Origin of the sequence: Pseudomonas fluorescens, assembly GCF_002837185.1 — a bacterium.
Classification (GTDB): domain Bacteria; phylum Pseudomonadota; class Gammaproteobacteria; order Pseudomonadales; family Pseudomonadaceae; genus Aquipseudomonas; species Aquipseudomonas fluorescens_AM.
Map to the genome: position 1 here is coordinate 1 of NZ_KZ477999.1, position 24,426 is coordinate 24,426.

At 58.6% G+C, this 24,426-nt stretch carries 18 protein-coding genes; 4 read left to right on the plus strand and 14 right to left on the minus strand.

Going from position 1 to position 24,426, the window contains the following annotated elements; genetic code table 11:
- Window positions 1-214: 214 nt before the first annotated feature.
- On the minus strand, window positions 215-1,207 hold the full coding sequence (locus CIB54_RS15325) for an amidohydrolase family protein (protein ID WP_065949209.1): 993 nt from the start codon (window positions 1,205-1,207) through the stop codon (window positions 215-217).
- A 170-nt stretch (window positions 1,208-1,377) separates the two neighbouring features.
- Here CIB54_RS15325 and CIB54_RS15330 point away from each other — a divergent pair, with 170 nt between their 5' ends.
- Window positions 1,378-1,794, plus strand: coding sequence for an OsmC family protein (locus CIB54_RS15330; protein WP_065949210.1), 417 nt, complete (start codon window positions 1,378-1,380; stop codon window positions 1,792-1,794).
- A gap of 67 nt (window positions 1,795-1,861) precedes the next feature.
- On the plus strand, window positions 1,862-2,728 hold the full coding sequence (locus CIB54_RS15335; RefSeq protein WP_101220204.1) for a pirin family protein: 867 nt from the start codon (window positions 1,862-1,864) through the stop codon (window positions 2,726-2,728).
- A gap of 97 nt (window positions 2,729-2,825) precedes the next feature.
- Here the strand turns inward: CIB54_RS15335 and CIB54_RS15340 are convergent, their stop codons facing one another.
- The 4 genes from CIB54_RS15340 to CIB54_RS15355 form a co-directional block, all read right to left on the minus strand.
- Window positions 2,826-3,554 (minus strand): dienelactone hydrolase family protein, encoded by a 729-nt coding sequence (locus tag CIB54_RS15340; protein WP_101220205.1) that lies wholly within the window; start codon window positions 3,552-3,554, stop codon window positions 2,826-2,828.
- 182 nt (window positions 3,555-3,736) lie between these two features.
- Entirely contained in the window at window positions 3,737-5,641 is a 1,905-nt protein-coding gene (gene htpG / locus CIB54_RS15345; RefSeq protein WP_101220245.1) for a molecular chaperone HtpG, read from the minus strand.
- A gap of 75 nt (window positions 5,642-5,716) precedes the next feature.
- The gene (locus CIB54_RS15350; protein ID WP_101220206.1) at window positions 5,717-6,181 is read right to left on the minus strand and encodes a PaaI family thioesterase; all 465 of its coding nucleotides are present in this window, start codon (window positions 6,179-6,181) and stop codon (window positions 5,717-5,719) included.
- Entirely contained in the window at window positions 6,178-6,654 is a 477-nt protein-coding gene (locus CIB54_RS15355; RefSeq protein WP_065949122.1) for a PaaI family thioesterase, read from the minus strand. Before CIB54_RS15355 ends, CIB54_RS15350 begins: the two co-directional genes overlap by 4 nt.
- A gap of 156 nt (window positions 6,655-6,810) precedes the next feature.
- Here CIB54_RS15355 and CIB54_RS15360 point away from each other — a divergent pair, with 156 nt between their 5' ends.
- Window positions 6,811-7,077, plus strand: coding sequence for a hypothetical protein (locus CIB54_RS15360; protein WP_065949123.1), 267 nt, complete (start codon window positions 6,811-6,813; stop codon window positions 7,075-7,077).
- 41 nt (window positions 7,078-7,118) lie between these two features.
- On the opposite strand, the gene CIB54_RS15365 is transcribed toward CIB54_RS15360, so the two are convergent.
- Entirely contained in the window at window positions 7,119-7,901 is a 783-nt protein-coding gene (locus CIB54_RS15365; protein ID WP_065949124.1) for a DUF599 domain-containing protein, read from the minus strand.
- 297 nt (window positions 7,902-8,198) lie between these two features.
- Between CIB54_RS15365 and CIB54_RS15370 the strand changes: the two genes are divergently transcribed.
- Entirely contained in the window at window positions 8,199-11,936 is a 3,738-nt protein-coding gene (locus CIB54_RS15370) for a dermonecrotic toxin domain-containing protein (protein WP_157829719.1), read from the plus strand.
- A gap of 92 nt (window positions 11,937-12,028) precedes the next feature.
- Here the strand turns inward: CIB54_RS15370 and brnQ are convergent, their stop codons facing one another.
- From brnQ to sdhA, 8 genes are all read right to left on the minus strand, one after another.
- Window positions 12,029-13,342, minus strand: coding sequence for a branched-chain amino acid transport system II carrier protein (gene brnQ, locus CIB54_RS15375; RefSeq protein WP_065949126.1), 1,314 nt, complete (start codon window positions 13,340-13,342; stop codon window positions 12,029-12,031).
- A 433-nt stretch (window positions 13,343-13,775) separates the two neighbouring features.
- Window positions 13,776-14,657 (minus strand): succinate--CoA ligase subunit alpha, encoded by an 882-nt coding sequence (sucD, locus tag CIB54_RS15380; RefSeq protein ID WP_065884237.1) that lies wholly within the window; start codon window positions 14,655-14,657, stop codon window positions 13,776-13,778.
- Entirely contained in the window at window positions 14,657-15,823 is a 1,167-nt protein-coding gene (gene sucC / locus CIB54_RS15385) for an ADP-forming succinate--CoA ligase subunit beta (RefSeq protein WP_003190011.1), read from the minus strand. Before sucC ends, sucD begins: the two co-directional genes overlap by 1 nt.
- Before the next feature lie 204 nt (window positions 15,824-16,027).
- Complete coding sequence (gene lpdA / locus CIB54_RS15390; RefSeq protein ID WP_065949127.1) at window positions 16,028-17,464, minus strand: dihydrolipoyl dehydrogenase; 1,437 nt, start codon at window positions 17,462-17,464, stop codon at window positions 16,028-16,030.
- A 108-nt stretch (window positions 17,465-17,572) separates the two neighbouring features.
- The gene (odhB, locus tag CIB54_RS15395; RefSeq protein ID WP_065949128.1) at window positions 17,573-18,799 is read right to left on the minus strand and encodes a 2-oxoglutarate dehydrogenase complex dihydrolipoyllysine-residue succinyltransferase; all 1,227 of its coding nucleotides are present in this window, start codon (window positions 18,797-18,799) and stop codon (window positions 17,573-17,575) included.
- 44 nt (window positions 18,800-18,843) lie between these two features.
- On the minus strand, window positions 18,844-21,675 hold the full coding sequence (locus CIB54_RS15400) for a 2-oxoglutarate dehydrogenase E1 component (protein WP_101220208.1): 2,832 nt from the start codon (window positions 21,673-21,675) through the stop codon (window positions 18,844-18,846).
- A 261-nt stretch (window positions 21,676-21,936) separates the two neighbouring features.
- Window positions 21,937-22,641: a succinate dehydrogenase iron-sulfur subunit gene (locus CIB54_RS15405; RefSeq protein WP_003172807.1), complete on the minus strand. Its 705-nt coding sequence runs from the start codon at window positions 22,639-22,641 to the stop codon at window positions 21,937-21,939.
- A gap of 11 nt (window positions 22,642-22,652) precedes the next feature.
- Entirely contained in the window at window positions 22,653-24,425 is a 1,773-nt protein-coding gene (sdhA, locus tag CIB54_RS15410; RefSeq protein WP_065949130.1) for a succinate dehydrogenase flavoprotein subunit, read from the minus strand.
- Between the last annotated feature and the right edge of the window lies 1 nt (window position 24,426).

Here is a 24,426-nt window from a genome sequence, read left to right on the forward strand (position 1 = left end):
TGGCCCAGTGCGGCTAACCCGGCGTCCTGCCGGGTTACCCACGGATTCAAGCCTGCGTTCGGCCAGCGTGGTTTAACGGGGCGCCTGAGATCAAAAGCAGATCAAGATCAAGAGCAGCTCGCTTCGCATCGTGGTTTGCGTTGGGCGCTACACAGTTGTGAAGATACCTATGCGCGATAGGATCACCTCAATTACACAACACTAAAACCCGACCTCAATGAGTGCCCTCATTGCGGGTCGACTTGGGCAGGATGGCCAGAAAGTTATCCCGCGCCACCTTGTGGGCAACATCTTCAGGCAATGCATCGAGGAAGGGATCAAAACGGCGCATTTCCTTACCCAGCTTGTTGAAGCGCCCTACCACGTCAGAGCCCAGCATGAATCGATCAGGGAACCGCTCGACCAGTTTGACCCACTCCGGCCTGGGCTTGCCCGCATCATCCAGCAGATAGGGCGTGAGCATGCTCCAGGACAGGTCGATATACAGGTTGGGGTAAGCCTCAAGGAGGCGATTCAACGTGGGCAGCAGGAAATCCATTTGCACCTGATGGCGGTGGATTTCCTTGCTGGTACCGGCGTGGGCCCAGATAAACCGCGTGTGCGGGTGGTTGCGCAATGGCTGCTCGACTTCGGCCAGGTACAACGGGTTGCGCTCGCGCTTGGAGGTGATGTTGGAGTGCAGCATTACCGGCAGGTCGTTCTCCGCCGCCAAATGATAGATGCGCGTCATGGCTTCATTATTGGCGCGCGGCGTATCACCCGAGGTCAGCGCGGTGAGATCATCGTGGCGGGTAAACACTTCGCCGATGCCCTGCCACAGCCCTGGGTTGAGGTCGAGCATGCGCTGGATGTGGGCGGCGGAATTCTTGTCGTTAGGATTGAAACCGGCCAGGAACGGATGAAAGTGCCGGCGCTGTTCAGGGGTGAGCTTGTTGACCGCAGCGGCGACGATGACATCGGTGGCGCTGTACCAATAGGCATCGGCATCGTCGCCTGCATAATAGCGCGGGCGTTTGGGTTCATCCTCGTGCCATTTCTTGGCCACGGGAATGCCGGAAATCATCACATGCTCGATGCGATTGTCCGCCATGGCCTTGAGCAGCTTGTCCATGCCCGCGGTTTCCTGGAAAAAATCCACGTAATGCAGGTGGGCGTCGCTGTAGGCATAGTCGCGGGCCTGCACGGCAAGACTGCTGGCGGCGAGCATCAGGGTAAAACTCACACGGGTCCAAAGCACGGTGATACCTCGACAGGAACTGATACGGGTAGACCCTGCCCCGCGTATCAGGGTTCAGCAGGGACAAAAATCTGGAACACCCAGGTGCCGGCATGTTCTATTACTGCATGACCGTCATCCAAAGCCCTGTGAGGTTCGCCATGCCTGTTACCGTCAATACGTTGAACGCTGAAAACTTTCGTCACAGCGTCACTGTCAACAACCACGAGCTGTTTACCGACCTGCCCAAGAGCCTGGGGGGTGACGACTCCGCCCCCTCGCCTCACGACTATTTCGACGCCGCGCTGGCGTCTTGCAAAGCCTTGACCGTCAGGCTATATGCGCAGAAGAAAGACATCCCGCTCACCGGCGTAACGGTAGAAGTTACCCACGACGCCGCCGAAGAGCAAAAAGGTAAATACAGGCTCAACGTCAAGTTGACCCTCAAGGGCGTGCTGACCGACGCCCAGCGCGATGAGCTGCACCGTGTCGCCGACAAGTGCCCGGTGCACAAATTGATGACCACCGCCGAAGTCAGCATCGAGACAACACTTTCGGAAGGCGCCTTCAGCCAATAACGCCAACGTCCGGTCGAGCGGGTTATGCTCAGCGTCATCGAACCCGCTCAGACAGGGATGTAACCCCATGACCACCCTCACCGTCATCCGCCCGCGCCGCGAAGATGTGGAAGGCCAGCCTATCCTGCGCCCGCTGCCCTCGCGTGAATGCCGCAGCGTCGGGCCTTTCGTGTTTTTCGACCATATGCTGCCTACCCGTTATGCACCGGGCAGCGGGATGAATATCCGCCAGCATCCCCATATCGGGCTGTCTACCCTCACCTATCTGTTCGACGGCACGTTGCAGCACAAGGACAGCCTGGGTTCCGACCAGGTGGTACAGGCTGGCGAGGTCAGCTGGATGACTGCCGGCAGTGCGATTGCCCATGTCGAGCGCACACCCGAGGCGGTCAAGGCCAGCGGTTTCAACCTGCACGGGTTGCAGGTGTGGCTGGCGTCGCCCAAGGACCACGAAACCGGCCCGGGCCACTACAGCCACCACCCGGCGGCAAGTTTGCCGGTCAGCGACAACCTCGGCGTGCAGGTGCGCCTGATCGCCGGCAGCGGGTTTTGCCTCACGTCACCCGTACCGGTGCTGTCGCCCACGCTGTATGCCGAGGTGCGCATGCAGACAGCCACTACCCTGCTGATCCCCGATGAGCATGAGGAACGCGCGGTGTATGTATTGGCGGGTGACGCGCAGCTCGACGGCGAGGCTCTGGCGGTGCATAGCCTGGTGGTGCTGCCTGCCGGGCAGGAGATGACGCTGTATGCCGCAACCGAGTGCCATGCCGTGGTGTTGGGTGGCGCACCACTGGATGGGCCGCGGCGGATCAACTGGAATTTCGTGGCCAGTGATCCGGCGGTGATCGAGCGGGCGCGGCAGCGATGGGCGGCTGGGGATTGGCCGACGGTGCCCGGTGAGTCAGAAAGGATTGAGTTGCCTGTCAGATAGCGATCGGGGGCAAGCCCCCTCCCACACTTGAATTGTAAATGCCTTCAAATGTGGGAGGGTGCTTGCCCCCGATGAGGCCCGAACAGGCGCTGAAGAATCAGCCCTCGAACACTTCATCCAGCAAGTTATGCATCGACTGGAACGCCCGCGCCGCGGTCCTGGCGTCATACATCATCTTGCCCGGCACATTGGCATGGGGATCAGTGAAGGAATGCACCGCGCCACCGTAGCTGAGCAACTGCCAATCCACACCCGCTGCGTTCATTTCATCTTCGAACGCCGGCAGTTGTTCTTTCGGTACCAATGGGTCGGAGGCGCCATGCAGCACCAGCACTGAGCCCTTGATGTTTTTCGCATCCGCCGGGTTCGGCGTGTCGAGGGTGCCGTGGAACGAGATAGCCGCCTTCAGCGGCGCACCGGTGCGCGCCAATTCCAGAGAGCAGCAGCCGCCGAAGCAGAAACCGAAGGTCGCCAGCTTCGACGTATCAACCGTTGCCTCGGTCTGGCGTTGCAGTTGTTCAAAGGCCGCTTGCATACGCTTGTTCAACATCGGGCGATCATTTTTCAACGGCATCATCGCCGCGCCGGCCTCATCGCCATTGGTCGGCCGCACAGTTTGCCCATACAAGTCGGCAATCAGCACCACGTAGCCTTTGCCGGCGACGCTCTTGGCGATCTCTTCGGCTCCCGCGCTCACGCCCATCCAGTTCGGCGCCATCAGCAGCCCCGGCAGCGGGCCTTGGTGGCTGGCATCGAACGCCAGGCGGCTTTCATAGGTCTGGCCATCAAGCTGATAGACCACGGAACGTACGGTAACTTGGCTCATCATTTTCTCCAGTTGAAGTACACGCAGAAGCCGTAATACAACGGTAGGAGCGAGCTTGCTCGCGAAAAACTTCAGGGCAGCGCGTTGATTCAGGATGTGCGCGTTATCGGTGACGTTTTTCGCGAGCAAGCTCGCTGCTACAAACGAAAAAACCCGCCGAAGCGGGTTTTTCTACAACGGTGTCAAACCGACAGTTCAACCAACAGCTTGTTCAGTCGGCGCACATACGCGGCCGGGTCTTTGAGGCTGTCGCCAGCGGCCAGGGCCGCCTGGTCAAAGAGGATATGCGACAGGTCGCCAAAGCGCTCCTCGTTCTGCTCAGCGTCGAGTTTCTCGATCAGCGGGTGAGCCGGGTTGAATTCGAAGATCGGCTTGGAATCCGGCACCTTCTGGCCGCTGGCTTCAAGGATCTGACGCATCTGCATGCCCAGGTCCTGCTCGCCAATGGCCAGGATCGCCGGAGAGTCGGTCAGGCGATGGGAAACCCGCACTTCGCTGACAGCCTCACCCAGGGAGGTCTTGATCCGCTCAACCAGGCCTTCTTTGGACTTGGCGACTTCCTCGGCGGCTTTCTTGTCTTCCTCGGAGTCCAGGTTGCCCAGGTCCAGGTCACCGCGTGCCACGTCCACAAAGGATTTGCCGTCGAACTCGGTGAGGTAGCTCATCAGCCACTCATCGATACGGTCGGTCAGCAGCAGTACCTCGATGCCTTTCTTGCGGAAGACTTCCAGGTGCGGGCTGTTCTTGACCTGAGCGTAGGTTTCGCCAGTGAGGTAGTAGATCTTGTCCTGACCTTCCTTGGCACGTGCCAGGTAGTCGGCCAGCGACACAACCTGTTCGCCGTCATCACCTTGAGTCGAAGCAAAACGCAGCAGGCCGGCAATTTTTTCCTTGTTGGCAAAATCTTCCGCCGGGCCTTCTTTCATGACCTGGCCGAAGTTTTTCCAGAAGCCCTGGTATTTCTCCGGCTCGTTCTTCGCCAGTTTTTCCAGCATGTCGAGTACGCGCTTGGTCAGCGCCGACTTCATGGAATCGATGATCGGGTCCTTTTGCAGGATCTCCCGCGACACGTTCAGCGACAGGTCGTTGGAGTCGACCACACCCTTGATAAAGCGCAGGTACAGCGGCAGGAACGATTCCGCCTGGTCCATCACGAACACACGTTGTACGTAAAGCTTCAGGCCCTTCGGCGCTTCGCGCTGGTACAGGTCAAACGGCGCACGGGCCGGCACGTAGAGCAGCGAGCTGTATTCCAGCTTGCCTTCAACCTTGTTGTGGCTCCAGCTCAGCGGGTTTTCGTAGTCGTGCCCGATGTGCTTGTAGAACTCCTGGTATTCCTCGTCCTTGATCTCGGTACGCGGACGGGTCCACAGGGCACTGGCGCGGTTGACGGTTTCCCATTCCTCGGCCGGCGCCTCTTCACCTTCGCCAGCCGTTTGCTCTTTCGGCAGCTCGATCGGCAGGGCGATGTGGTCGGAGTACTTCTTGATGATGTTGCGCAGGCGCCAGCCATCGGCGAATTCATCTTCGCCATCTTTGAGGTGCAGCACGATACGAGTGCCACGGTCAGGCTTGTCGAGGGTGGCGATTTCAAACTCGCCCTCACCTTTGGACGCCCAGTGCACGCCTTCGCTGGCGTCAAGGCCGGCACGGCGGCTGAACACTTCAACCTTGTCGGCGACGATGAACGCCGAATAGAAACCCACGCCGAATTGGCCGATCAGGTGAGAATCTTTTTTCTGGTCGCCCGACAGGTTCTTCATGAAATCTGCGGTGCCGGATTTGGCGATGGTGCCCAAGTGGGTGATCGCGTCCTCACGGCTCATGCCGATACCGTTGTCTTCGAGGGTGACGGTTTTGGCGTCTTTGTCGTAGCTCACACGGATTTTCAGTTCGGTGCCACCTTCCAGCAACTCAGGCTTGGACAGGGCTTCGAAACGTAATTTGTCGACAGCGTCAGAGGCGTTCGAGATCAATTCGCGAAGGAAAATTTCCTTGTTGGAATACAGCGAATGGATCATGAGGTGCAGCAGTTGCTTCACCTCGGTCTGGAAGCCCAGGGTTTCCTTTTGAGTTTCCACACTCATGGTCATCAAACTCCAATTGGATGGCAGTGGCCGCGCCCGAAAGGGTTGGCGGCGGGTTGTCATCAAAGTTGGGGGCTAAGACCGGGATTTCAAGAGCGGCAATTCCTCGATCTTGAAATGGGCGCGAGCGGTGGCAATCGGTTCGGTGGGAGTCGTTTGCCAGGCGGTGACCGCCACGTTGGCGACGCGCCTGCCCTGGCGGCACACCTGGCAGGTGGCGTAGGTGTCGCGAAACTGGCCGGCGCGCAGGTAATCCAGGGAAAAGTCGATGATTTTCGGCAGGCCAGGGGCACCGGTGAACACAAGCAAGTGCAAAGCCGCCGACAGTTCCATGAAGCCGGCGATGACCCCGCCATGCAGCGCCGGCAATATAGGGTTACCAATATTGTTCCTGTTGGCCGGCAGGCGAAACAACAGCTCGTCCCCTGAGCGTGTGCATTCGACGCCGATCAGCTTTGCGTAGGGAACCAGGTCGAGCAGTGCCGCATAATCGCCGCACTCAAGCGCTTGCTCCAGACGCGTCTTGAATCGATGGGTCATGCCTGCTCTCCCTTGATCGCGCTGCCCAGTCCCTGGGTGCCCTTGAGACGCTTGCCCATGCGCATGAATGTACCCACCACATGCGCAATGGGCTGCTGCGGGTCGTCCTGGTAGGCAAAGCCGCGGGTGAAGATCACATCGGTGGTTACCCGGTAGCACTGGGCAAAACCATACACCGGCTTATGCGGCTCGGCGGGGTGCATGTAGTCGATGCGCAAATCCAGGGTTGGGCATACCTCGAACTCGGGTAATACGCACAGCGTGGCCAGGCCGCAGGCGGTGTCCATCAATGACGTCAGCGCGCCACCGTGGATGATGCCGCTGCGGGGATCACCCACTATGTGCGCGCCATAGGGCAACACCAGCGTCATGCCCTCCCCTGTCGCGGCATGGACCGTTACCCCCAGTACCTGACAGTGGCGAAGCGCCGAAACAAAGCGGGTGGCTCGGTCTAACAAGGGGGTCTGGGTCATATTTTTTAAATTCTTATTAGTGTGGATGGGCAGGATAGGTAATAATTTGGAAAGTTCCTGGCGAAAAAGCTTTTTATATCTGTGGAACAAAAGGAACTAATGCTGGCCCCTTGAGTTCGAAAGGCCAGTAGATATCTTCAATAAGGAGAAACACCCATGCGCAAGACATTAGCTATTTCCATGATGCTGGCCGCTGCCCTCGGCCTGGCTGCCTGCGACAAGAAATCCGAAGACAAAGCCCAAGACGCCGCCGCACATTCTGAGCAAGCTCAGCAAGACATGGCGAAAGCACAGGATAAAGTGAACGACGCTGCAAAAGAAAACGCTGAAGCTGCCAAAGCCCAGGCTGAATCGAATGCTGCCGCCGCTAAAGAAGCTGCACCTGCCGCACCTGTTACACCTGCAGAGCCTGCCAAGCAGTAATCGCAGGGTGTAAAGCTGTAGTGCTGTAGAAGATAGCCCGCTTATAGAGCGGGCTTTTCTTTGTCTGCTGTTTTCTCCAGGCTTTTAGTCACGCTGTCTTTCGCGGGATCCGGGGCCTGCATATTCGTCGGCGTATACACCATCACCTGCAAAACGTCGGAGTGAAACTCACGGCGGTAAAGCACTAACACCACCCCGCTGCTCATCAACATGAACAACCACGGGCTGACGAACCAGGCCAGCATGGTCATGCCGAAGTAATACGCCCGCAAGCCAAAGTTGAACTGGTTGGCCGCCATCGAAATCACCCGCGCCGCGCGCAAGGCAAATGCATTGCGCTCCTGCTCAGACACATGCCGCTCACCAATCATCGGTGCCGAGCCCACCAGCACCGCGGCGAAGTTGTACTGGCGCATGCACCAGCTGAAGGTGAAAAAGGCGTAGACAAACACCAGCGCCAGGCACAGCAACTTGATCTCCGACATGCCTTGGGAGGCCTGCTGTACCAAGGGGATATCCGCCAGCAATGACACCGCTCGCTCCGAGGCACCCAGCACCGTCAGGATGCCGGCGAGGATGATCAACGTGCTGGAGGCGAAGAACGAGGCGTTACGCTCCAGGTTACCGATCACACTGGCGTCGGCGATGCGGTTATCGCGCAGCAGCATGCGGCGCATCCAGTCTTCGCGGTACAGGTGCAAAACGCTGGCCAGGCAGGCGGTGTCACGGGCTTTCCAAGTAGCGTAGCGGGTATAGCCGCCCCAGCAGATAACAAACCAGAGAGCGGCTAGAAGGTGGATCAGGTTGGTTTCGACGAACGACATGCGGGTCCTTTTAAAGGTGAATTCCGTGCATCCCAGTGGGATCATCAGCGAGCCTATGACGGCGGCCCCCGTTCTACCGTCACTGCAACAGGGCCTGCGGTGTCCTGAAAGATCTGGAACAAATATCAAAAACCCGACCGCACTGCCTGTTCTTTATGACAATTCCTGTTTCACGATGTACACAAGCTCGGCCCGGGAACCAGCAGGACGCCTTTTATCACTTAGTTAAGCCCTGGCACGAAGCCCTGGTCACTCATTCTCAGACAGAAGGAACTACTCTCTATTCGTAGGATTTCAATGCACTCGACTTCTCTCTCCCCCCGCCAGACACCCGCGCCACAAGAAACCCAACTGTCCGTCAGTACAGCTTCTGAATCGAGGACACCACAAGTAGCTTTATCGAATCACAATCAGCCCAGGCCGCTCGGATTAGCCCCCGATGATCGGATAAAGCTTGAGGTAGGCGGCATAACGCCGGTCGCCGCCGATACGACGGGAGCAGACCCAGTCGCTGCGCAGCTCCAATTGATTGAGCTGCATCAGACATACAACCGCAAGATTACTGATTTGCTCAGTCACCAGATGACGCTCCAACGCTTCATCCAGGCTCAGTTGACAAAAGCCTTTCCCCAGCTCAAGCCAATCGACCCCGATGTCATCCTCGTCAACACCTATCGAACTCAACCGCCGGCAGAGCCGGTGTTGATTTCTACACAAACCTTATCGCAGGCATTGATCAATAAGGTCGCGCAAATCCACGTGAACGCCGTCACGGGTTCGCCTAACGCTGAAGAACACGGTGCTGACACGCAAATCGTCTTTTACAATAACGGACCTGCAGGGGGGGCCCAGAACACGCTGGAGCATCAGGGCTCCCTGCTGACGCTTGCACAAAATATCGCAACCCGCTTCCCCGAGGCGCTCAGTAGCTACTGGAACAGATCTCCCGAGGGCCCCTTCAAACAGCCCTCACGCCTGGCCCAATTACTCGGCCTGCACCGGCAAATGCTCTCTACCGAGGCGGCGTTACGGTTTGAAGACGGCACCCTCAGCGAGACGGGCAAAAAGCTGATCGATACCGCTTTTCAGTACCCGACCCTCGAGGTACGCGAACGCGAACTTCCCGCTGGGGACCGTCCCGGGGTGTATCCCATCCGAATAGATGACAACTGCGCCAACGGTGCCCTTTTAGCCGGTTGCTTTCTTATCACCCGCAGTGACGGGTCGTCGGCCGAGGCGCCTTATACCGCCAGTGACACCAGAAGCATCGGACTGGATGACACCACTGGACCTGTGGTGCTGTATACCCCCGGAGAAGGTTTTGAGGAGTTCGCGAGCGCCGGCCACGCCCGCGAAGAACTGATGCAGAGGATCAATAACGGCGGCGAGAAGGCCAACCAATTACTCAAAAGTTTGCCGGTGTCGGTAGAACACAGTCGCGCCCCTCAATGGGGCGATGACTTACTGCTGGGGTTCGCTCCCGTCACCGGCGACGTCGTGGCGCAAACCCTTCCCCAGTTGTTGCAGCGCCAGGCGGACGAGGTCAATGACGCCATGCAGTACGGCTTCGCCGAAGCGCAGACTGCCACGCAATCCGCTCGTACACCCTCGCTGCTTTCTGCCGAAACTGTCGCATCCGTCAATGATGCGGCGGACCTTTCACTGCATTTCGACGGCAGTAACGCTTTGCTCGCACGCAATGAACAGCTGAACAACAAACTGCAGCCGCAATGGCTCAAGGAACTGACCCTCGAACAAGAAACGACCTACAGGGAACTGGACGAAGCGGAACACAAAAGCCTTGCGCACTTGCAACCATTATTGGGAAGCATCCCTTCCCTGAACACTTTCGCCAAACAGTTACTGGCCCAGGCGTTGAAAGTCAAACTGCAGGACCGCTACCCGAATGCGCAAATAGACCCTGACAACGTGATGGTTCAGATAACAACACAGCCGCCGGGCAATAGCGGCTTGTCAGGCACCCAAAACGCCCCAAAGCCGAAGATCGACAACACGTCGCTGACCGAAATGGCCCTAATGAACACAGCGCCATGGAAGGATAACTCGCTGACGAGCACCTGGACCGCTCGGGTGGTCGATGCCAACGCAAACTACCTGCTGACATTGGATAAAACCTTCCTTGAGGAGCTGATCAGTCAAACCGATGTGGGCGGCCAATACCTTAAGCTACTGGATGAAAAACTCAGCCCCACCGCCACTTCCGACGAAGCTAAAGCACTACCCAACGCCTGGAAAGAACTTCAAAAGGCAAGGATGGCCAAGGACGCGTTCATCACCAGCCTGGATCCCGACGCCTACCTGAACAAGCAAAAGATCGCCGAACAGTGGATCAAAGCAACACTTGAGCATGACGATTCCACCACCTGGCCAATCGTCAAGGGTGCGTCTATCGTCTCGCACAGCGTGGCCGTGGACGGCAAACCCGTCCAGGGCATGCTGGTGATCAAACCGACCAACCACCCCTCCCTTGTCCTGTACAGCCCGGATGCTCCCGACGGACGCCCTTTCAGAGAGATTGTGGACGAGGATCAACTTGACGAGCTGCTCAACACTGCGCAGTGGAAAACCTACATGGACCAACGGGTATCACCGGCTGATCGGTATGGTATTTACGACGACCTGTTTTTGCCTGGGATCAGCAGATGGCTCAAGACATTCGCAGCCGATCATGAAGCGGGCATCAGGCTAAACCCAATCAAAGGGAGCATCAGTGACAGCCTGTACATGCAGGAGCTGGAGTTGCTCAGAGCAAGAGCCCTGGTTCAGATGACCACCAGCGCAGATGTATCGGCCCGTTCCACGGTCAACAAGCTGATGTTCGCCGCAGATATGTCCCAACTGTTGCTGAGCCTGACCCCGGTCAACCCCGGTATTTCAGCCCTCACCAGACTCTCCAAGGCTGCGTTAAGGGCCTTGCGTGCATCCGGACGAAGCCTGCCCAGGCTCCTCACCCAACCGGGGCAATGGGGCGCGGTGTACACCGACTTCGCCATGGCCGCGTCGGGTATTCCTTTACTCAGAAGGACCCGGTTGCGCCCGGTATTCAGAGCCCCTGCGCACACGCCCCAACAGCGCCTGGCAATCTCGCCAGCTACTGCTGGTGCCCCAAGCCATCACCTCGCGCCGGTTCCGGTTACGTTATCGGAGGGCCTCCCCTCACGCATCCCGATCCAATCGCCAACCCCGGCCCACACTGCACAGACGTTAAACCGTGGGGATCTCGGCGCTCATGCGCTGGATAATCAGCTACTGGCAGCGATCCCCGTGCGCGCCACTGGGCCGCAGCAGATTGCCGGCAAATGGCTGATTCGTTACACCGATAACTCAGGGATCAACAGGCCCTATGAGGTAAGCCCGGCATTTAAATTCGAATCGGGGTATGTAAACGTTGTAAATCCGCAGACGGGACAACGAGTGGCCACGCTGCTGAGCAAAGGGAATGGCGAGTGGGCACCCATCGGTTTGCCGGGAGGGCTCAAGCTACCGGACCAGCTAAGGACAACCATTGGACGCTCTGCTGTGCCCGTGCCTGCAACGTCGGTGGAAATGGGTATGTCGAAAACTATCCAGGGAGGCGAATCCACCCTATCCACTCGCGGCCTCTCGGACTGTTCAGCGCTCGCTGTGTTGTCAGGCTGGAATGGCAAAACCTACAACACCCGAACACTGATGCACTTGCAGGGCAGCAATCTGGAAGCCCCCTTGAACGGCCGCAAGGGCTTTGATGCAGTAAGAGAACTACAAGCCTCATTGAAAAGCGGTGACAAAGTAATACTGGTCGGCGGATCCCTTTCTGAATCCAAAATCGGCCTGGCAACAACCTTGAGCCAAACAGACAGCAGTGGCCGGCAACCGCTGCTGGATTTGATCAGCACCGAGGGAGTGTCCTTCGAGATGGCCGGGGCCTCGGGTGTTGATGTTATGGCTGATGGCAGCTACACGTTGGTTGAAGGAGGCGCCGGCACGGTGGATGACGCGATGAAGAAGTGGATCATTGACTTCGCCAAAGACTAGGGCCGGCAACAGGCGACTGTTCTGCCCCGAATAAAAATGCCCCGTATCGGCTGATACGGGGCATTCCTGGTTACAGCGTACGAACAAAAATCTTAAGCGATGGCTTCGCTGCGCTTACCGAGCACGCGGTCAACCACGACAGCGACCACCAGCATCATCACCGACGGCACCAGCCACGCCAGGCCTTGCTCGCTCAGCGGCAGATGCATCAACTGCGCTGGCATCCAATCCGCCAGGCCCGCCCCCTTGAGTGCATCGATGCAACCAAAGATGAACGACACCAGCATCACCGGACCGACGATACGCCCCTGTTCCTGCCAGAAACCCTTACAGAAGCTCAACGCCACCAATACGATGCACGGCGGGTAGATCGCAGTAAGCACCGGAATGGAGAACGCGATCAGCTTGGTCAGGCCCAGGTTGGACACAAACAGCGAGAACAGCGCCAGGATCACTACCAGGGTCTTGTAGGACAGCGGCAGGATTTTGCTGAAGTACTCGGCACAGGCACAGGTCAGGCCCACGGCGGTGACCAGGCACGCCAGGGAGATCAGCACAGCGAGGAAGCCGCTGCCCAGGGAACCGAAGGTATGTTGTACATACGCATGCAGCACCGCAGCACCGTTACTGGCACCAGCGGCCACCGCATGGCTGCCTGAACCCAGACGGAACAGGCTGACATACACCAGCGCCAGGCCCACACCGGCAATCAGCCCGGCAATGATCGCGTAACGCGTGATCAGCTTGGGCGACTCGACGCCACGGGAGCGAATCGCGTTGACGATGACGATGCCGAATACCAGCGCGCCAAGGGTATCCATGGTCAGGTAGCCATTGATAAAGCCCTGGGAGAACGGCGCAGCAACGTATTCCGGCGTGGCGACACCGACGTCACCGGCCGGCAAGGCAAACGCGGCAATGCCGAGGATGGCCAACGCGATGATCTTCAGCGGCGCGAGAAAACGACCGACGGTATCCAACAGTCGACCCGGATACAGGGAGACAAAGAACACCACCAGGAAGTACACCGAACTGTAAAGAAACAGCGCCAGCGGGCTTTCGCCAGTCAGCGGCGCCAGGCCCACTTCGAACGAGACGGTGGCCGTACGCGGCGTGGCGAACAGCGGCCCTACCGCCAGGTACGCCGCTGCCGCAAGCAGGCCACCGGCGATCTTGCCGATGGGGCTGCTCAACGCATCCATACCGCCGCCGACCTTGGCCAGCGCGATCACGGTGACGACCGGCAGGCCGACTGCCGTAATCAGGAACCCCAGGGCCGCCATCCAGACGTGAGGCCCGGACTGCAAGCCCACGATAGGCGGGAAGATGATATTGCCGGCGCCCACGAACAGGGCAAACGTCATGAAGCCCAACGCCAGGATATCCTGGCTTTTCAACACTTTCATTTTGAGGAAATACCACACTACTGAATCGGAATTTAGAGGGGGATTCCCTATGGATGAGGGAAATACTGCCGGCCCTGATGGGGACCGACCGGTCTGGCGCGCAGCTTCCTTTTGGGAGGCGAGCGCATAAAGAGGCGGCTAGGGTACAGAATTAGGCTGGCAAACGCACTGTTGCGGGGCGTACTGTCCGATAAGCGACATTCAAATGTCGCGTTTTCATACTTAATCTGACAATGCGATCAAATGTGGCAGGGGGCTTGCCGCCATTAACGGTGGTTCAGTCACATCATCATGACTGACACCCCGCAATCGGGGGCAGGCCCCCTCCCACATTTGGATCTCTATCAGCCTCAGCTAGGTTGCTGAGCCCAGAACGCACAAAGGCCACCCGAAGGTGGCCTTTGTGGGGTGAAGCGTCAGCTAAGCGCGAGGCTTACTTGACGGCCCAACCTGTTAGCTCGGCCAGGGCCTTGCCGATGTCTGCCAGCGAACGCACGGTTTTCACACCTGCGTCTTGCAGCGCAGCGAATTTCTCGTCTGCAGTGCCTTTGCCGCCGGAGATGATTGCGCCAGCATGGCCCATGCGCTTGCCCGCAGGGGCAGTCACACCAGCAATGTAGGAAACAACCGGCTTGGTCACGTGTGCCTTGATGTAGGCAGCCGCTTCTTCTTCAGCCGAACCGCCGATCTCGCCGATCATCACGATCGCTTCGGTCTTCGGGTCTTCCTGGAACAGCTTCAGGATGTCGATGAAGTTGGAGCCCGGAATCGGGTCACCGCCGATGCCGACGCAAGTCGACTGACCGAAACCGGCGTCAGTGGTCTGCTTCACAGCTTCGTAGGTCAGGGTGCCGGAACGGGAAACGATACCGACTTTACCTGGCAAGTGAATGTGACCCGGCATGATGCCGATCTTGCATTCGCCTGGGGTGATCACGCCTGGGCAGTTAGGGCCGATCAGGGTAATACCCAGCTCGTCGCACTTGACCTTGGCGTCCAGCATGTCCAGGGTAGGAATGCCTTCAGTGATGCACACGATCAGCTTGATGCCGCCGAAGGCCGCTTCCAGGATCGAGTCCTTGCAGAAAGGAGCTGGAACGTAGATCACGCTGGCGGTGGCGCCAGTGGCTTCTACTGCTTCTTTCACGGTGTTGAACACTGGCAGGCCCAGGTGCTCGGTGCCGCCTTTGCCCGGTGTTACGCCACCAACCATCTGGGTGCCGTACTCGATGGCTTGCTGGGTGTGGAAACTACCTTGCGAACCGGTAATACCCTGGCAGATAACTTTGGTGTCTTTATTGATCAGGACGCTCATTATTTGCCCTCCGCAGCTTTGACAACTTGTTGAGCAGCGTCGGTCAGGCTGGTAGCCGCGATGATGTTCAAACCGCTTTCTGCCAGTACTTTAGCGCCCAGTTCAGCGTTGTTACCTTCAAGGCGAACAACAACCGGGATTTTAACGCCGACTTCTTTCACTGCACCGATGATGCCTTCGGCAATCATGTCGCAACGAACGATGCCGCCGAAGATGTTGACCAGTACTGCAGCGACGTTGGAGTCGGACAGGATGATCTTGAACGCTTCGGTCACGCGTTCTTTGGTAGCACCACCGCCTACGTCGAGGAAGTTGGCTGGTTTGCCGCCATGCAGGTTGACGATGTCCATGGTACCCATGGCCAGGCCGGCACCGTTGACCATGCAGCCGATGTTACCTTCCAGGGCTACGTAGTTCAGTTCGAACTTGGCAGCGTGCGCTTCGCGCGGATCGTCTTGCGACGGATCGTGGAAAGTCTTCAGCTTTGGCTGACGGTACATGGCGTTGGCGTCGATGTTGATCTTGGCATCCAGGCAATGCAGATCGCCATCAGCCTTGATCACCAGCGGGTTCACTTCCAGCAGGGCCAGATCGTGATCCTGGAACAGTTTGGCCAGACCGACGAAGATCTTGGCGAACTGGGCAACTTGCTTGCCTTCCAGACCCAGCTGGAACGCCAGCTCGCGACCCTGGAATGGCTGAGCGCCAACCAGTGGATCGATAGTGGCCTTCAGAATTTTTTCTGGGGTTTCGTGAGCGATCTTCTCGATGTCCACGCCACCTTCGGTGGAGGCCATGAACACGATGCGACGGCTCGAACGGTCAACGACAGCGCCCAGGTACAGCTCTTTAGCGATATCAGTGCACGATTCAACCAGGATCTTGGTGACTGGCTGGCCATTGGCATCAGTCTGGTAAGTCACCAGACGCTTGCCCAGCCACTGCTGTGCGAAGGCCTTGGCGTCTTCTTTGCTGCGAACCAGCTTAACGCCGCCCGCTTTACCGCGACCACCGGCGTGGACCTGGGCTTTGACAACCCACTCGCTGCCGCCGATTTTGTCGCAAGCTTCTGCTGCTGCTTCCGGGGTGTCTACTGCGTAGCCCTTGGAAACTGGCAGGCCGTATTCAGCGAACAGCTGCTTACCCTGATACTCGTGAAGATTCATGCTTTTTACCGTCTTCGTTAGGTACTGCGCATTCGGCGCTGCGCTCATTATGAGTGCCGCGCCACCTGTGACTGCTGCTTGCGCAACCTGCGGGGCTTATGGCCCGTAAAGCTGCACAAGGCTGCGTCCAGCGGATATTCCGCGGTGAGTCTTGCTCGCAAGGCTCACGACGGGCAACTCCGCCGTGGTTTCTTATTATCTCGCTTAGCGCTTCTTGCGGTTGGCGATGTGGATGGCGCCGCCATTCACTGCCAACGCTGCTTCGTGCAACGCTTCGGACAGGGTCGGATGGGAGAAGACCATCATGCCCAGGTCCTCGGCACTGGTGCCGAATTCCATACCGATAGCGCCTTGCTGAACCAGTTCTGCAGCGCTTGGGCCGATCACGTGGACGCCCAATACGCGGTCAGTCTTGGCATCAGCGATGACTTTGACAAAACCACCGGTGTCGTTGGCTGCCATGGCACGGCCAGAAGCGGCAAACGGGAAGGTGCCGACGTTAACTTCAACGCCTTCAGCTTTCAACTGCTGTTCGTTCTTGCCGACCCATGCAATTTCCGGGTGGGTGTAGATAACCGATGGAATCAGGTCGTAGTTCATCTGGGTCTTGTGACCCTTGATGCGCTCGACAACCATGATGCCCTCTTCGGAAGCCTTGTGGGCCAGCATCATGCCACGAACCACGTCGCCGATCGCGTAAACGCCCGGCACGGTGGTTGCGCAGTGATCGTCAACGTGGATGAAACCACGCTCATCGATGCTCACGCCGCTGTCGGAAGCCAGCAGGTCGGTGGTCACGGGGCGACGACCCACGGCTACGATCAGCTTGTCGAAGGTGATGGTCTGCTCGCCTTCCTTGTCGGTGTAGGTCACGACAACTTCTTCGCCGTTGACCTTGGAACCGGTCACGCGCGCGCCCAGCTTGATGTCCAGACCCTGTTTGGTCAGGGTCTTGTAGGCTTCCTTGGACACGGCGGTGTCGGCAGCCAGCAGGAAGGTGTCCAGGGCTTCGAGCACGGTCACTTCCGAACCCAGGCGGGACCATACCGAACCCAGCTCCAGGCCGATAACGCCTGCACCGATCACGCCCAGGCGCTTAGGTACGGCCTGGAACTCCAGGGCGCCGGTCGAATCGACGATCACGTTCTGGTCGACTGGAGCCGGTGGAATGTCGATTGGACGCGAACCGGGTGCCAGGATCACGTTTTCGGCTTCGATGACTTCAACCGAGCCGTCCGGCTTGGTGATTTCAACTTTCTTGCCGGCCAGCAGCTTGCCGTGGCCTTGCAGGGAAGTCACGCCATTGGCCTTGAACAAGGTGGCAACGCCGGAAGTCAGGCCTTTGACGATGTTGGCTTTACGGCCGACCATCGCGGGCACGTCCATGGTCACGCCGGCATGGTTGATACCGTGGATCGCGAAACCATCCTGGGCTTCGTGGAATTTCCAGGAACTGTCCAGCAGCGCCTTGGAAGGAATGCAACCGACGTTCAGGCAGGTACCGCCCAGCGCCAGTTTGCCTTCCTTGTCGGTGTACTTTTCGATGCAAGCAGTCGAGAGGCCCAGTTGTGCGGCCTTGATGGCGGCAACATAGCCGCCGGGGCCTGCACCAATCACTACAACGTCAAATTTCTGTGTCATAAAAAGGTTCCCTTTTTAGCTGCAAGCTAGAAGCTGCAAGCTACAAGTTGAAGCACCAATCGCTCGCTTTGAGCTTGGAACTTGCAGCTTGAAACTTGCAGCTGCTTTTTAGATATCCAGAAGAAGGCGAGCCGGGTCTTCCAGCAGGTTCTTGATGGTCACCAGGAACGTCACGGCTTCTTTACCATCGATCAGGCGGTGATCGTAAGACAGCGCCAGGTACATCATTGGGCGGATCACGACCTGGCCGTTGATGGCCATCGGACGCTGGATAATGTTGTGCATGCCCAGGATCGCGGCTTGCGGTGGGTTGACGATCGGCGTCGACATCATCGAACCGAAGGTACCACCGTTGGTGATGGTGAACGTACCGCCGGTCATCTCGTCGATGGTCAGCTTGCCGTCACGGGCCTTCTTGCCGAAGCCGGCAATGCCGCCTTCGATTTCGGCCAGGCTCATCAGCTCGGCGTTACGCAGAACCGGAACCACCAGGCCACGGTCGCTGGACACGGCAACGCCGATGTCTGCATAGCCATGGTAGACGATGTCGGCGCCATCGATGGACGCGTTGACTGCCGGGAAGCGTTTCAGCGCTTCAGTGGCCGCTTTCACGAAGAACGACATGAAGCCCAAGCGTACGCCGTTGTGGCTCTTCTCAAAGAGATCCTTGTACTTCGAACGCAGCGCCATGACTTCAGTCATGTCGACTTCGTTGAACGTGGTCAGCATCGCCATGTTCGATTGTGCTTCAACCAGGCGCTTGGCCACGGTGGCACGTACACGGGTCATCGGTACGCGCTTCTCGGTACGGTCGCCGGCAGCGAACACAGGCGCGGCGGCAGCAGGAGCGGCAGCCTTGGCAGGTGCGGCAGCCGGAGCGTTTTTCTTGGCTTCAACCGCAGCCACCACGTCTTCCTTGGTGACACGGCCATCTTTGCCGGTGCCCTTGATGGACGCCAGGTTGATACCGTTCTCTTCAGCCAACTGGCGAGCAGCCGGTGCAGCGATTGGATCTTCACCACCCGCAGCCGCAGGGGCGGCAGGTGCGGAAGCGGCAGCCGGTGCAGCGGCGGCAGCAGGAGCAGGAGCAGCAGCGCTGCCCTCTTCGATCGAGCCCAGTACCTGGTTCGACAGGACGGTAGCACCCTCTTCTGCCACGATTGCGCCCAGCACGCCGTCGGCTTCGGCCAGCACTTCGAGCACGACCTTGTCGGTTTCGATGTCGACGATCAGGTCGTCACGCTTGACGGCCTCGCCTGGTTTCTTGTGCCAGGTGGCAACGGTGCCATCGGCAACCGATTCCGGGAATGACGGGGCTTTGATTTCGATAGCCATTATCTGTAGGTCCTTAAAATTCGGTTTCAGTCAGCGCGAAGGCGTTAAACAGTGAAAGCAGCTTGCAGCAGTTTTTCCTGCTGCTCGGCGTGCATCGACGCATAACCACAGGCAGGTGCAGCAGACGCATCACGACCGGCATACTCCAGGCCCAGGGCCTTGTTGTGGTTGCCGATGCTGCGACGCAAGTGATGCTGGCTGCTGTACCACGCGCCCTGGTTCATCGGTTCTTCCTGACACCACACCACATTCGTGAGGTTGGTGTAAGGCGCGATGATCTCCATGAGGTCATCTTCCGGGAACGGGTAAAGCTGCTCGATACGCACGATGGCGATGTCTTCGCGGCCTTCGGCACGGCGTTTTTCCAGCAGATCGTAATAGACCTTGCCGCTGCACAGGATCAGGCGAGTGACCTTGGCGGCGTCCAGCGTATCGATTTCCGGAATAACGGTCTGGAACGAACCTTCGGCCAGATCTTCCAGGGTCGAAACGGCCAGTTTGTGACGCAACAGCGATTTCGGCGTCAGCACGACCAGTGGCTTGCGCAGTGGACGGATGACCTGGCGACGCAGCAAGTGGTAGATCTGCGCCGGGGTCGTCGGCACGCACACCTGGATGTTGTGCTCGGCGCACAGCTGCAGGTAACGCTCCAGACGGGCCGAGGAGTGCTCAGGACCCTGACCTTCATAACCGTGCGGCAGCAGCATGGTCAGACCGCACAGACGGCCCCACTTGTGCTCGCCGCTGGTGATGAACTGGTCGATAACCACCTGGGCACCGTTGGCGAAGTCGCCGAACTGGGCTTCCCAGATCACCAGCGCGTTAGGCGTAGTGGTGGAATAGCCGTATTCGAACGCCAGTACCGCTTCTTCGGACAGGAACGAATCGTACAGGTCGAAACGTGGCTGGCCTTCGTACAGGTTCTGCAACGGGATGTAGGTGCCCGCGTCTTTCTGGTTGTGCAACACGGCATGACGGTGCGAGAACGTACCGCGGCCGATGTCCTGGCCGGTCATGCGGATCGGGTGACCTTCGAACGCCAGGGTTGCGTACGCCATGGTTTCGGCGTAACCCCAGTTGATCGGCAGGCCGCCGGCTTGCATCTTCTGACGGTCTTCGTAGATCTTGGCAACCTGGCGCTGAACCACAAACCCCTCAGGGATTTCCAGCAACTTGGCAGACAACTCCTGCAATGTTTTCAAGTCGAAGCTGGTGTCATGGCGCGCGGTCCAGGTGTGACCCAGGTACGGACGCCAGTCAACGAACAGCTCTTTGTTCGGCTCCTTGACCAGGCTTTTCACCACATGCAGGCCGTTATCCAGCGCGTTGCGGTATTCGTCGATCTTCGCCTGGACACGTGCATCATCCAACACACCGGCCTTGGTCAGGCTTTCGGCGTACAGCTCACGGGTGGTGCGCTGCTTGGTGATCTGCTGGTACATCAACGGCTGGGTGCCGCTTGGCTCGTCCGCTTCGTTGTGACCGCGACGGCGGTAGCACACCAGGTCGATGACCACATCACGCTTGAATTGCATGCGGTAGTCGACCGCCAATTGGGTCACGAACAGTACAGCTTCCGGATCATCGCCATTCACATGCAGGATCGGCGCCTGGATCATCTTGGCAACGTCGGTGGCGTACTCGGTGGAGCGCGCATCCAGCGGGTTGCTGATGGTGAAGCCAACCTGGTTGTTGATGACGATATGAACGGTACCGCCGGTCTTGAAGCCGCGAGTCTGCGACATCTGGAACGTTTCCAGGACCACGCCTTGGCCGGCGAATGCCGCGTCACCGTGGATGGAAATCGGCAGGACCTTCTCGCCAGTGGCGTCGTTACGACGATCCTGGCGCGCACGCACCGACCCCTCGACCACCGGCGAAACAATTTCCAGGTGGGATGGGTTGAACGCCATGGCCAGGTGAACTTCACCGCCGGTGGTCATTACGTTGGACGAGAAACCCTGGTGGTACTTGACGTCACCGGAACCCAGCTCGACCTTCTTCTTGCCCTCGAACTCGTCGAACAGCTCGCGCGGGTTCTTGCCGAAGGTGTTGACCAACACGTTCAGGCGACCACGGTGAGCCATGCCGATCACGACTTCCTTGGTGCCGTAGGAACCGGAACGCTGGATCAGTTCGTCGAGCATCGGAATCAGGCTTTCGCCGCCTTCCAGGCCGAAACGCTTGGTGCCCGGGTATTTGGTGCCCAGGTATTTTTCGAGACCTTCAGCGGCAGTCACACGCTCGAGCAGATGGCTGCGCACATCGGCGGACAATACCGGACGGCCACGCACGCCTTCCAGGCGATGCTGGAACCACTGGCGCTGCTCGGAATCGGTGATGTGCGTGAACTCAGCGCCGATGGTGCGGCAATATGTCTGCTGCAACGCTTCGTGAATTTCGCGTAGGCTCGCTTCCTCTTTGCCGATGAACAGGTCGCCGGCACGGAAGGTCGTATCAAGATCGGCATTGGTCAAGCCGTAATGATTGATCGACAGGTCAGCAGGTGCAGGACGCTGCCAGAGCCCCAGCGGGTCAAGCTGGGCCGCCTGGTGGCCGCGCATCCGGTAAGCCTGGATCAGTCGCAGTACTTCAACTTGCTTCTTCTCGTGCTCACTGCTCACGCTGCCGGCGGAAACCGGTTGGGCGCGGCGCTGGTTCTTTGCCAGCAGCACGAAATGATCGCGAATCGCAGCATGCGATACATCGGTGGCAGCGTTGCCGTCTGAAGACAACGTCTGAAATTTGGTGCGCCATTCTTCTGGCACAGCGTTAGGGTCGTGCAGGTAGAGCTCATAAAGCTCTTCCACATAGGCAGCGTTACCACCTGAAAGATAGCCGCTGTTCCACATGCGCTGCATCACGCTTTCTTGCATGCTTGGTCACCCTCGATTTGGGGACACCACCGGCGAAAACACCGAGTTTGCTTGCAAAAGGCCAAGTGCAGCGACCAGAACAAGCCACTAGGATCACGCTGATAGTTCGGGTACCAACCCGAATGCCCCTGCTTGTCTCATTTCTTCAAAATAAGAGCCGCGGCTTTGTAAGTCGCTGCTCAAGTTAAAACTACGGCGCCGGTTGAAGCCTGCGCCGCAGCATTTACGGGCACAACGGTCCTGCTTTTACTGCAACGTCAGTTACACGCCGCTCTGCAGCAGCATGTTACGGATGTGACCAATGGCCTTAGTCGGGTTCAGGCCTTTGGGACATACGTTGACGCAGTTCATGATCCCGCGGCAGCGGAATACGCTGAACGGGTCATCCAGTGAAGCCAGACGCTCGGACGTCTTGGTGTCACGGCTGTCTGCCAGGAAGCGGTAGGCTTGCAGCAGCGCAGCCGGGCCCAGGAACTTGTCCGGGTTCCACCAGAAGGACGGGCAGGACGTCGAGCAGCAAGCGCACAGGATGCACTCGTACAGGCCGTCGAGTTTTTCGCGCTCTTCCGGGGACTGCAGACGCTCGATGGCCGGAGCCGGCGTGTCGTTCTGCAGGAACGGCTTAACTTTCTCGTATTGCTTGTAGAAGATGCTCATATCGACGACCAGGTCACGGATAACCGGCAAACCTGGCAGTGGACGAACGATCAGCTTGTTGCCCTTGACCACGGCCGACAGCGGCGTGATGCACGCCAGGCCGTTTTTGCCGTTGATGTTCATGCCGTCGGAACCGCACACACCTTCACGGCAAGAGCGACGATAGGAGAAACCTTCGTCCTGCTCTTTGATCAGTGCCAAGACATCCAGCACCATCAGGTCTTTACCGCCGGTATCGACCTGGAATTCCTGCATGAACGGCGCGGCGTCCTGATCAGGGTTGTAGCGATAAACACTGACTTTCAACATGGCAGCCACCCTTAGTAAGTCCGAATCTTCGGTTCAAACGTCGGTACCGTCTTCGGCGAGAAGTTCACGGCACGCTTGGTCACGCGCTTGTCACCCGGGAAGTACAGGGTGTGGCACAACCAGTTCTCGTCGTCACGGTCTTCAAAGTCTTCACGGGCGTGTGCACCACGGGATTCCTTGCGAACCTCGGCGGCGATCGCCGTCGCTTCAGCCACTTCCAGCAGGTTCTGCAGCTCAAGGGCTTCGATACGAGCGGTGTTGAACGCCTGGCTCTTATCGTTGATCTTGACGTTGGCGATGCGCTTGCGCAGGTCGGCCAGTTGGGCGATACCCTTCTGCATGTATTCGCCGGTACGGAATACACCGAAGTAGTTCTGCATGCAGCTTTGCAGCTCGCGACGCAGGGTTGCCACGTCTTCGCCGTCAGTGCGCTCGTTCAGAGCGTTCAGGCGCGCCAGGGCAGCTTCGATGTTGGCGTCGGTGGCATCATCGTATTCGATGCCGTCGGTCAGGGCTTTTTCCAGGTGCAGGCCGGCAGCGCGGCCGAATACCACCAGGTCGAGCAGCGAGTTGCCGCCCAGGCGGTTGGCACCGTGAACCGATACGCAAGCCACTTCGCCTACCGCGAACAGGCCGTGAATGATCTCGTCCACGCCGTCGGCATTCTGGGTGATCGCCTGGCCATGAATGTTGGTCGGCACGCCGCCCATCATATAGTGGCAAGTCGGGACCACCGGAACCGGAGCAACCACCGGATCGACGTGAGCAAAGGTCTTGGACAGCTCGCAGATACCTGGCAGACGGCTGTGCAGCACTTCTTCGCCCAGGTGATCGAGCTTGAGCAGCACGTGGTCGCCGTTCGGGCCACAACCGTTGCCGGCGATGATCTCTTTAACCATCGAACGGGCCACAACGTCACGACCGGCGAGGTCTTTCGCGTTCGGAGCATAACGCTCCATGAAACGCTCGCCGTGCTTGTTGATCAGGTAGCCACCTTCGCCACGGCAACCTTCGGTCACCAGTACACCGGCGCCGGCGATGCCGGTCGGGTGGAACTGCCACATTTCGATGTCCTGTACCGGCACGCCTGCACGCAGCGCCATGCCGACGCCGTCACCGGTGTTGATCAGGGCGTTGGTGGTGGAGGCATAGATACGGCCTGCACCGCCGGTCGCCAGGACCGTAGCCTTGGCGCGGATGTAGGTGGTTTCACCGGTTTCGATGCAGATGGCGATCACACCGACGAACTCGCCCTTGCCGTTCTTCACCAGATCGACAGCGTAGTACTCGTTCAGGAACGTGGTACCGGCTTTCAGGTTGCCCTGATAAAGGGTGTGCAGCAGCGCGTGACCGGTACGGTCGGACGCGGCGCAGGTACGGGCAGCCTGCCCGCCTTTACCGTAATCCTTCGACTGGCCGCCGAATGGACGCTGGTAGATACGGCCTTGCTCGGTACGCGAGAACGGCAGACCCATGTGGTCCAGCTCGAACACCGCGGCCGGGCCTTCCTGACACATGTACTCGATAGCGTCCTGGTCACCGATGTAGTCGGAACCCTTGACGGTATCGTACATGTGCCAGCGCCAGTCATCGTTCGGATCGGCGGAGGCGATGGCGCAGGTGATGCCACCCTGGGCCGATACGGTGTGCGAACGCGTCGGGAACACCTTGGTGATCACAGCGGTCTTGTGGCCACCCTGGGCCAGCTGCAGCGCAGCGCGCATGCCGGCACCGCCGCCACCAATAATGATGGCGTCGAATGAAATAGTTGGAATGTTAGCCATG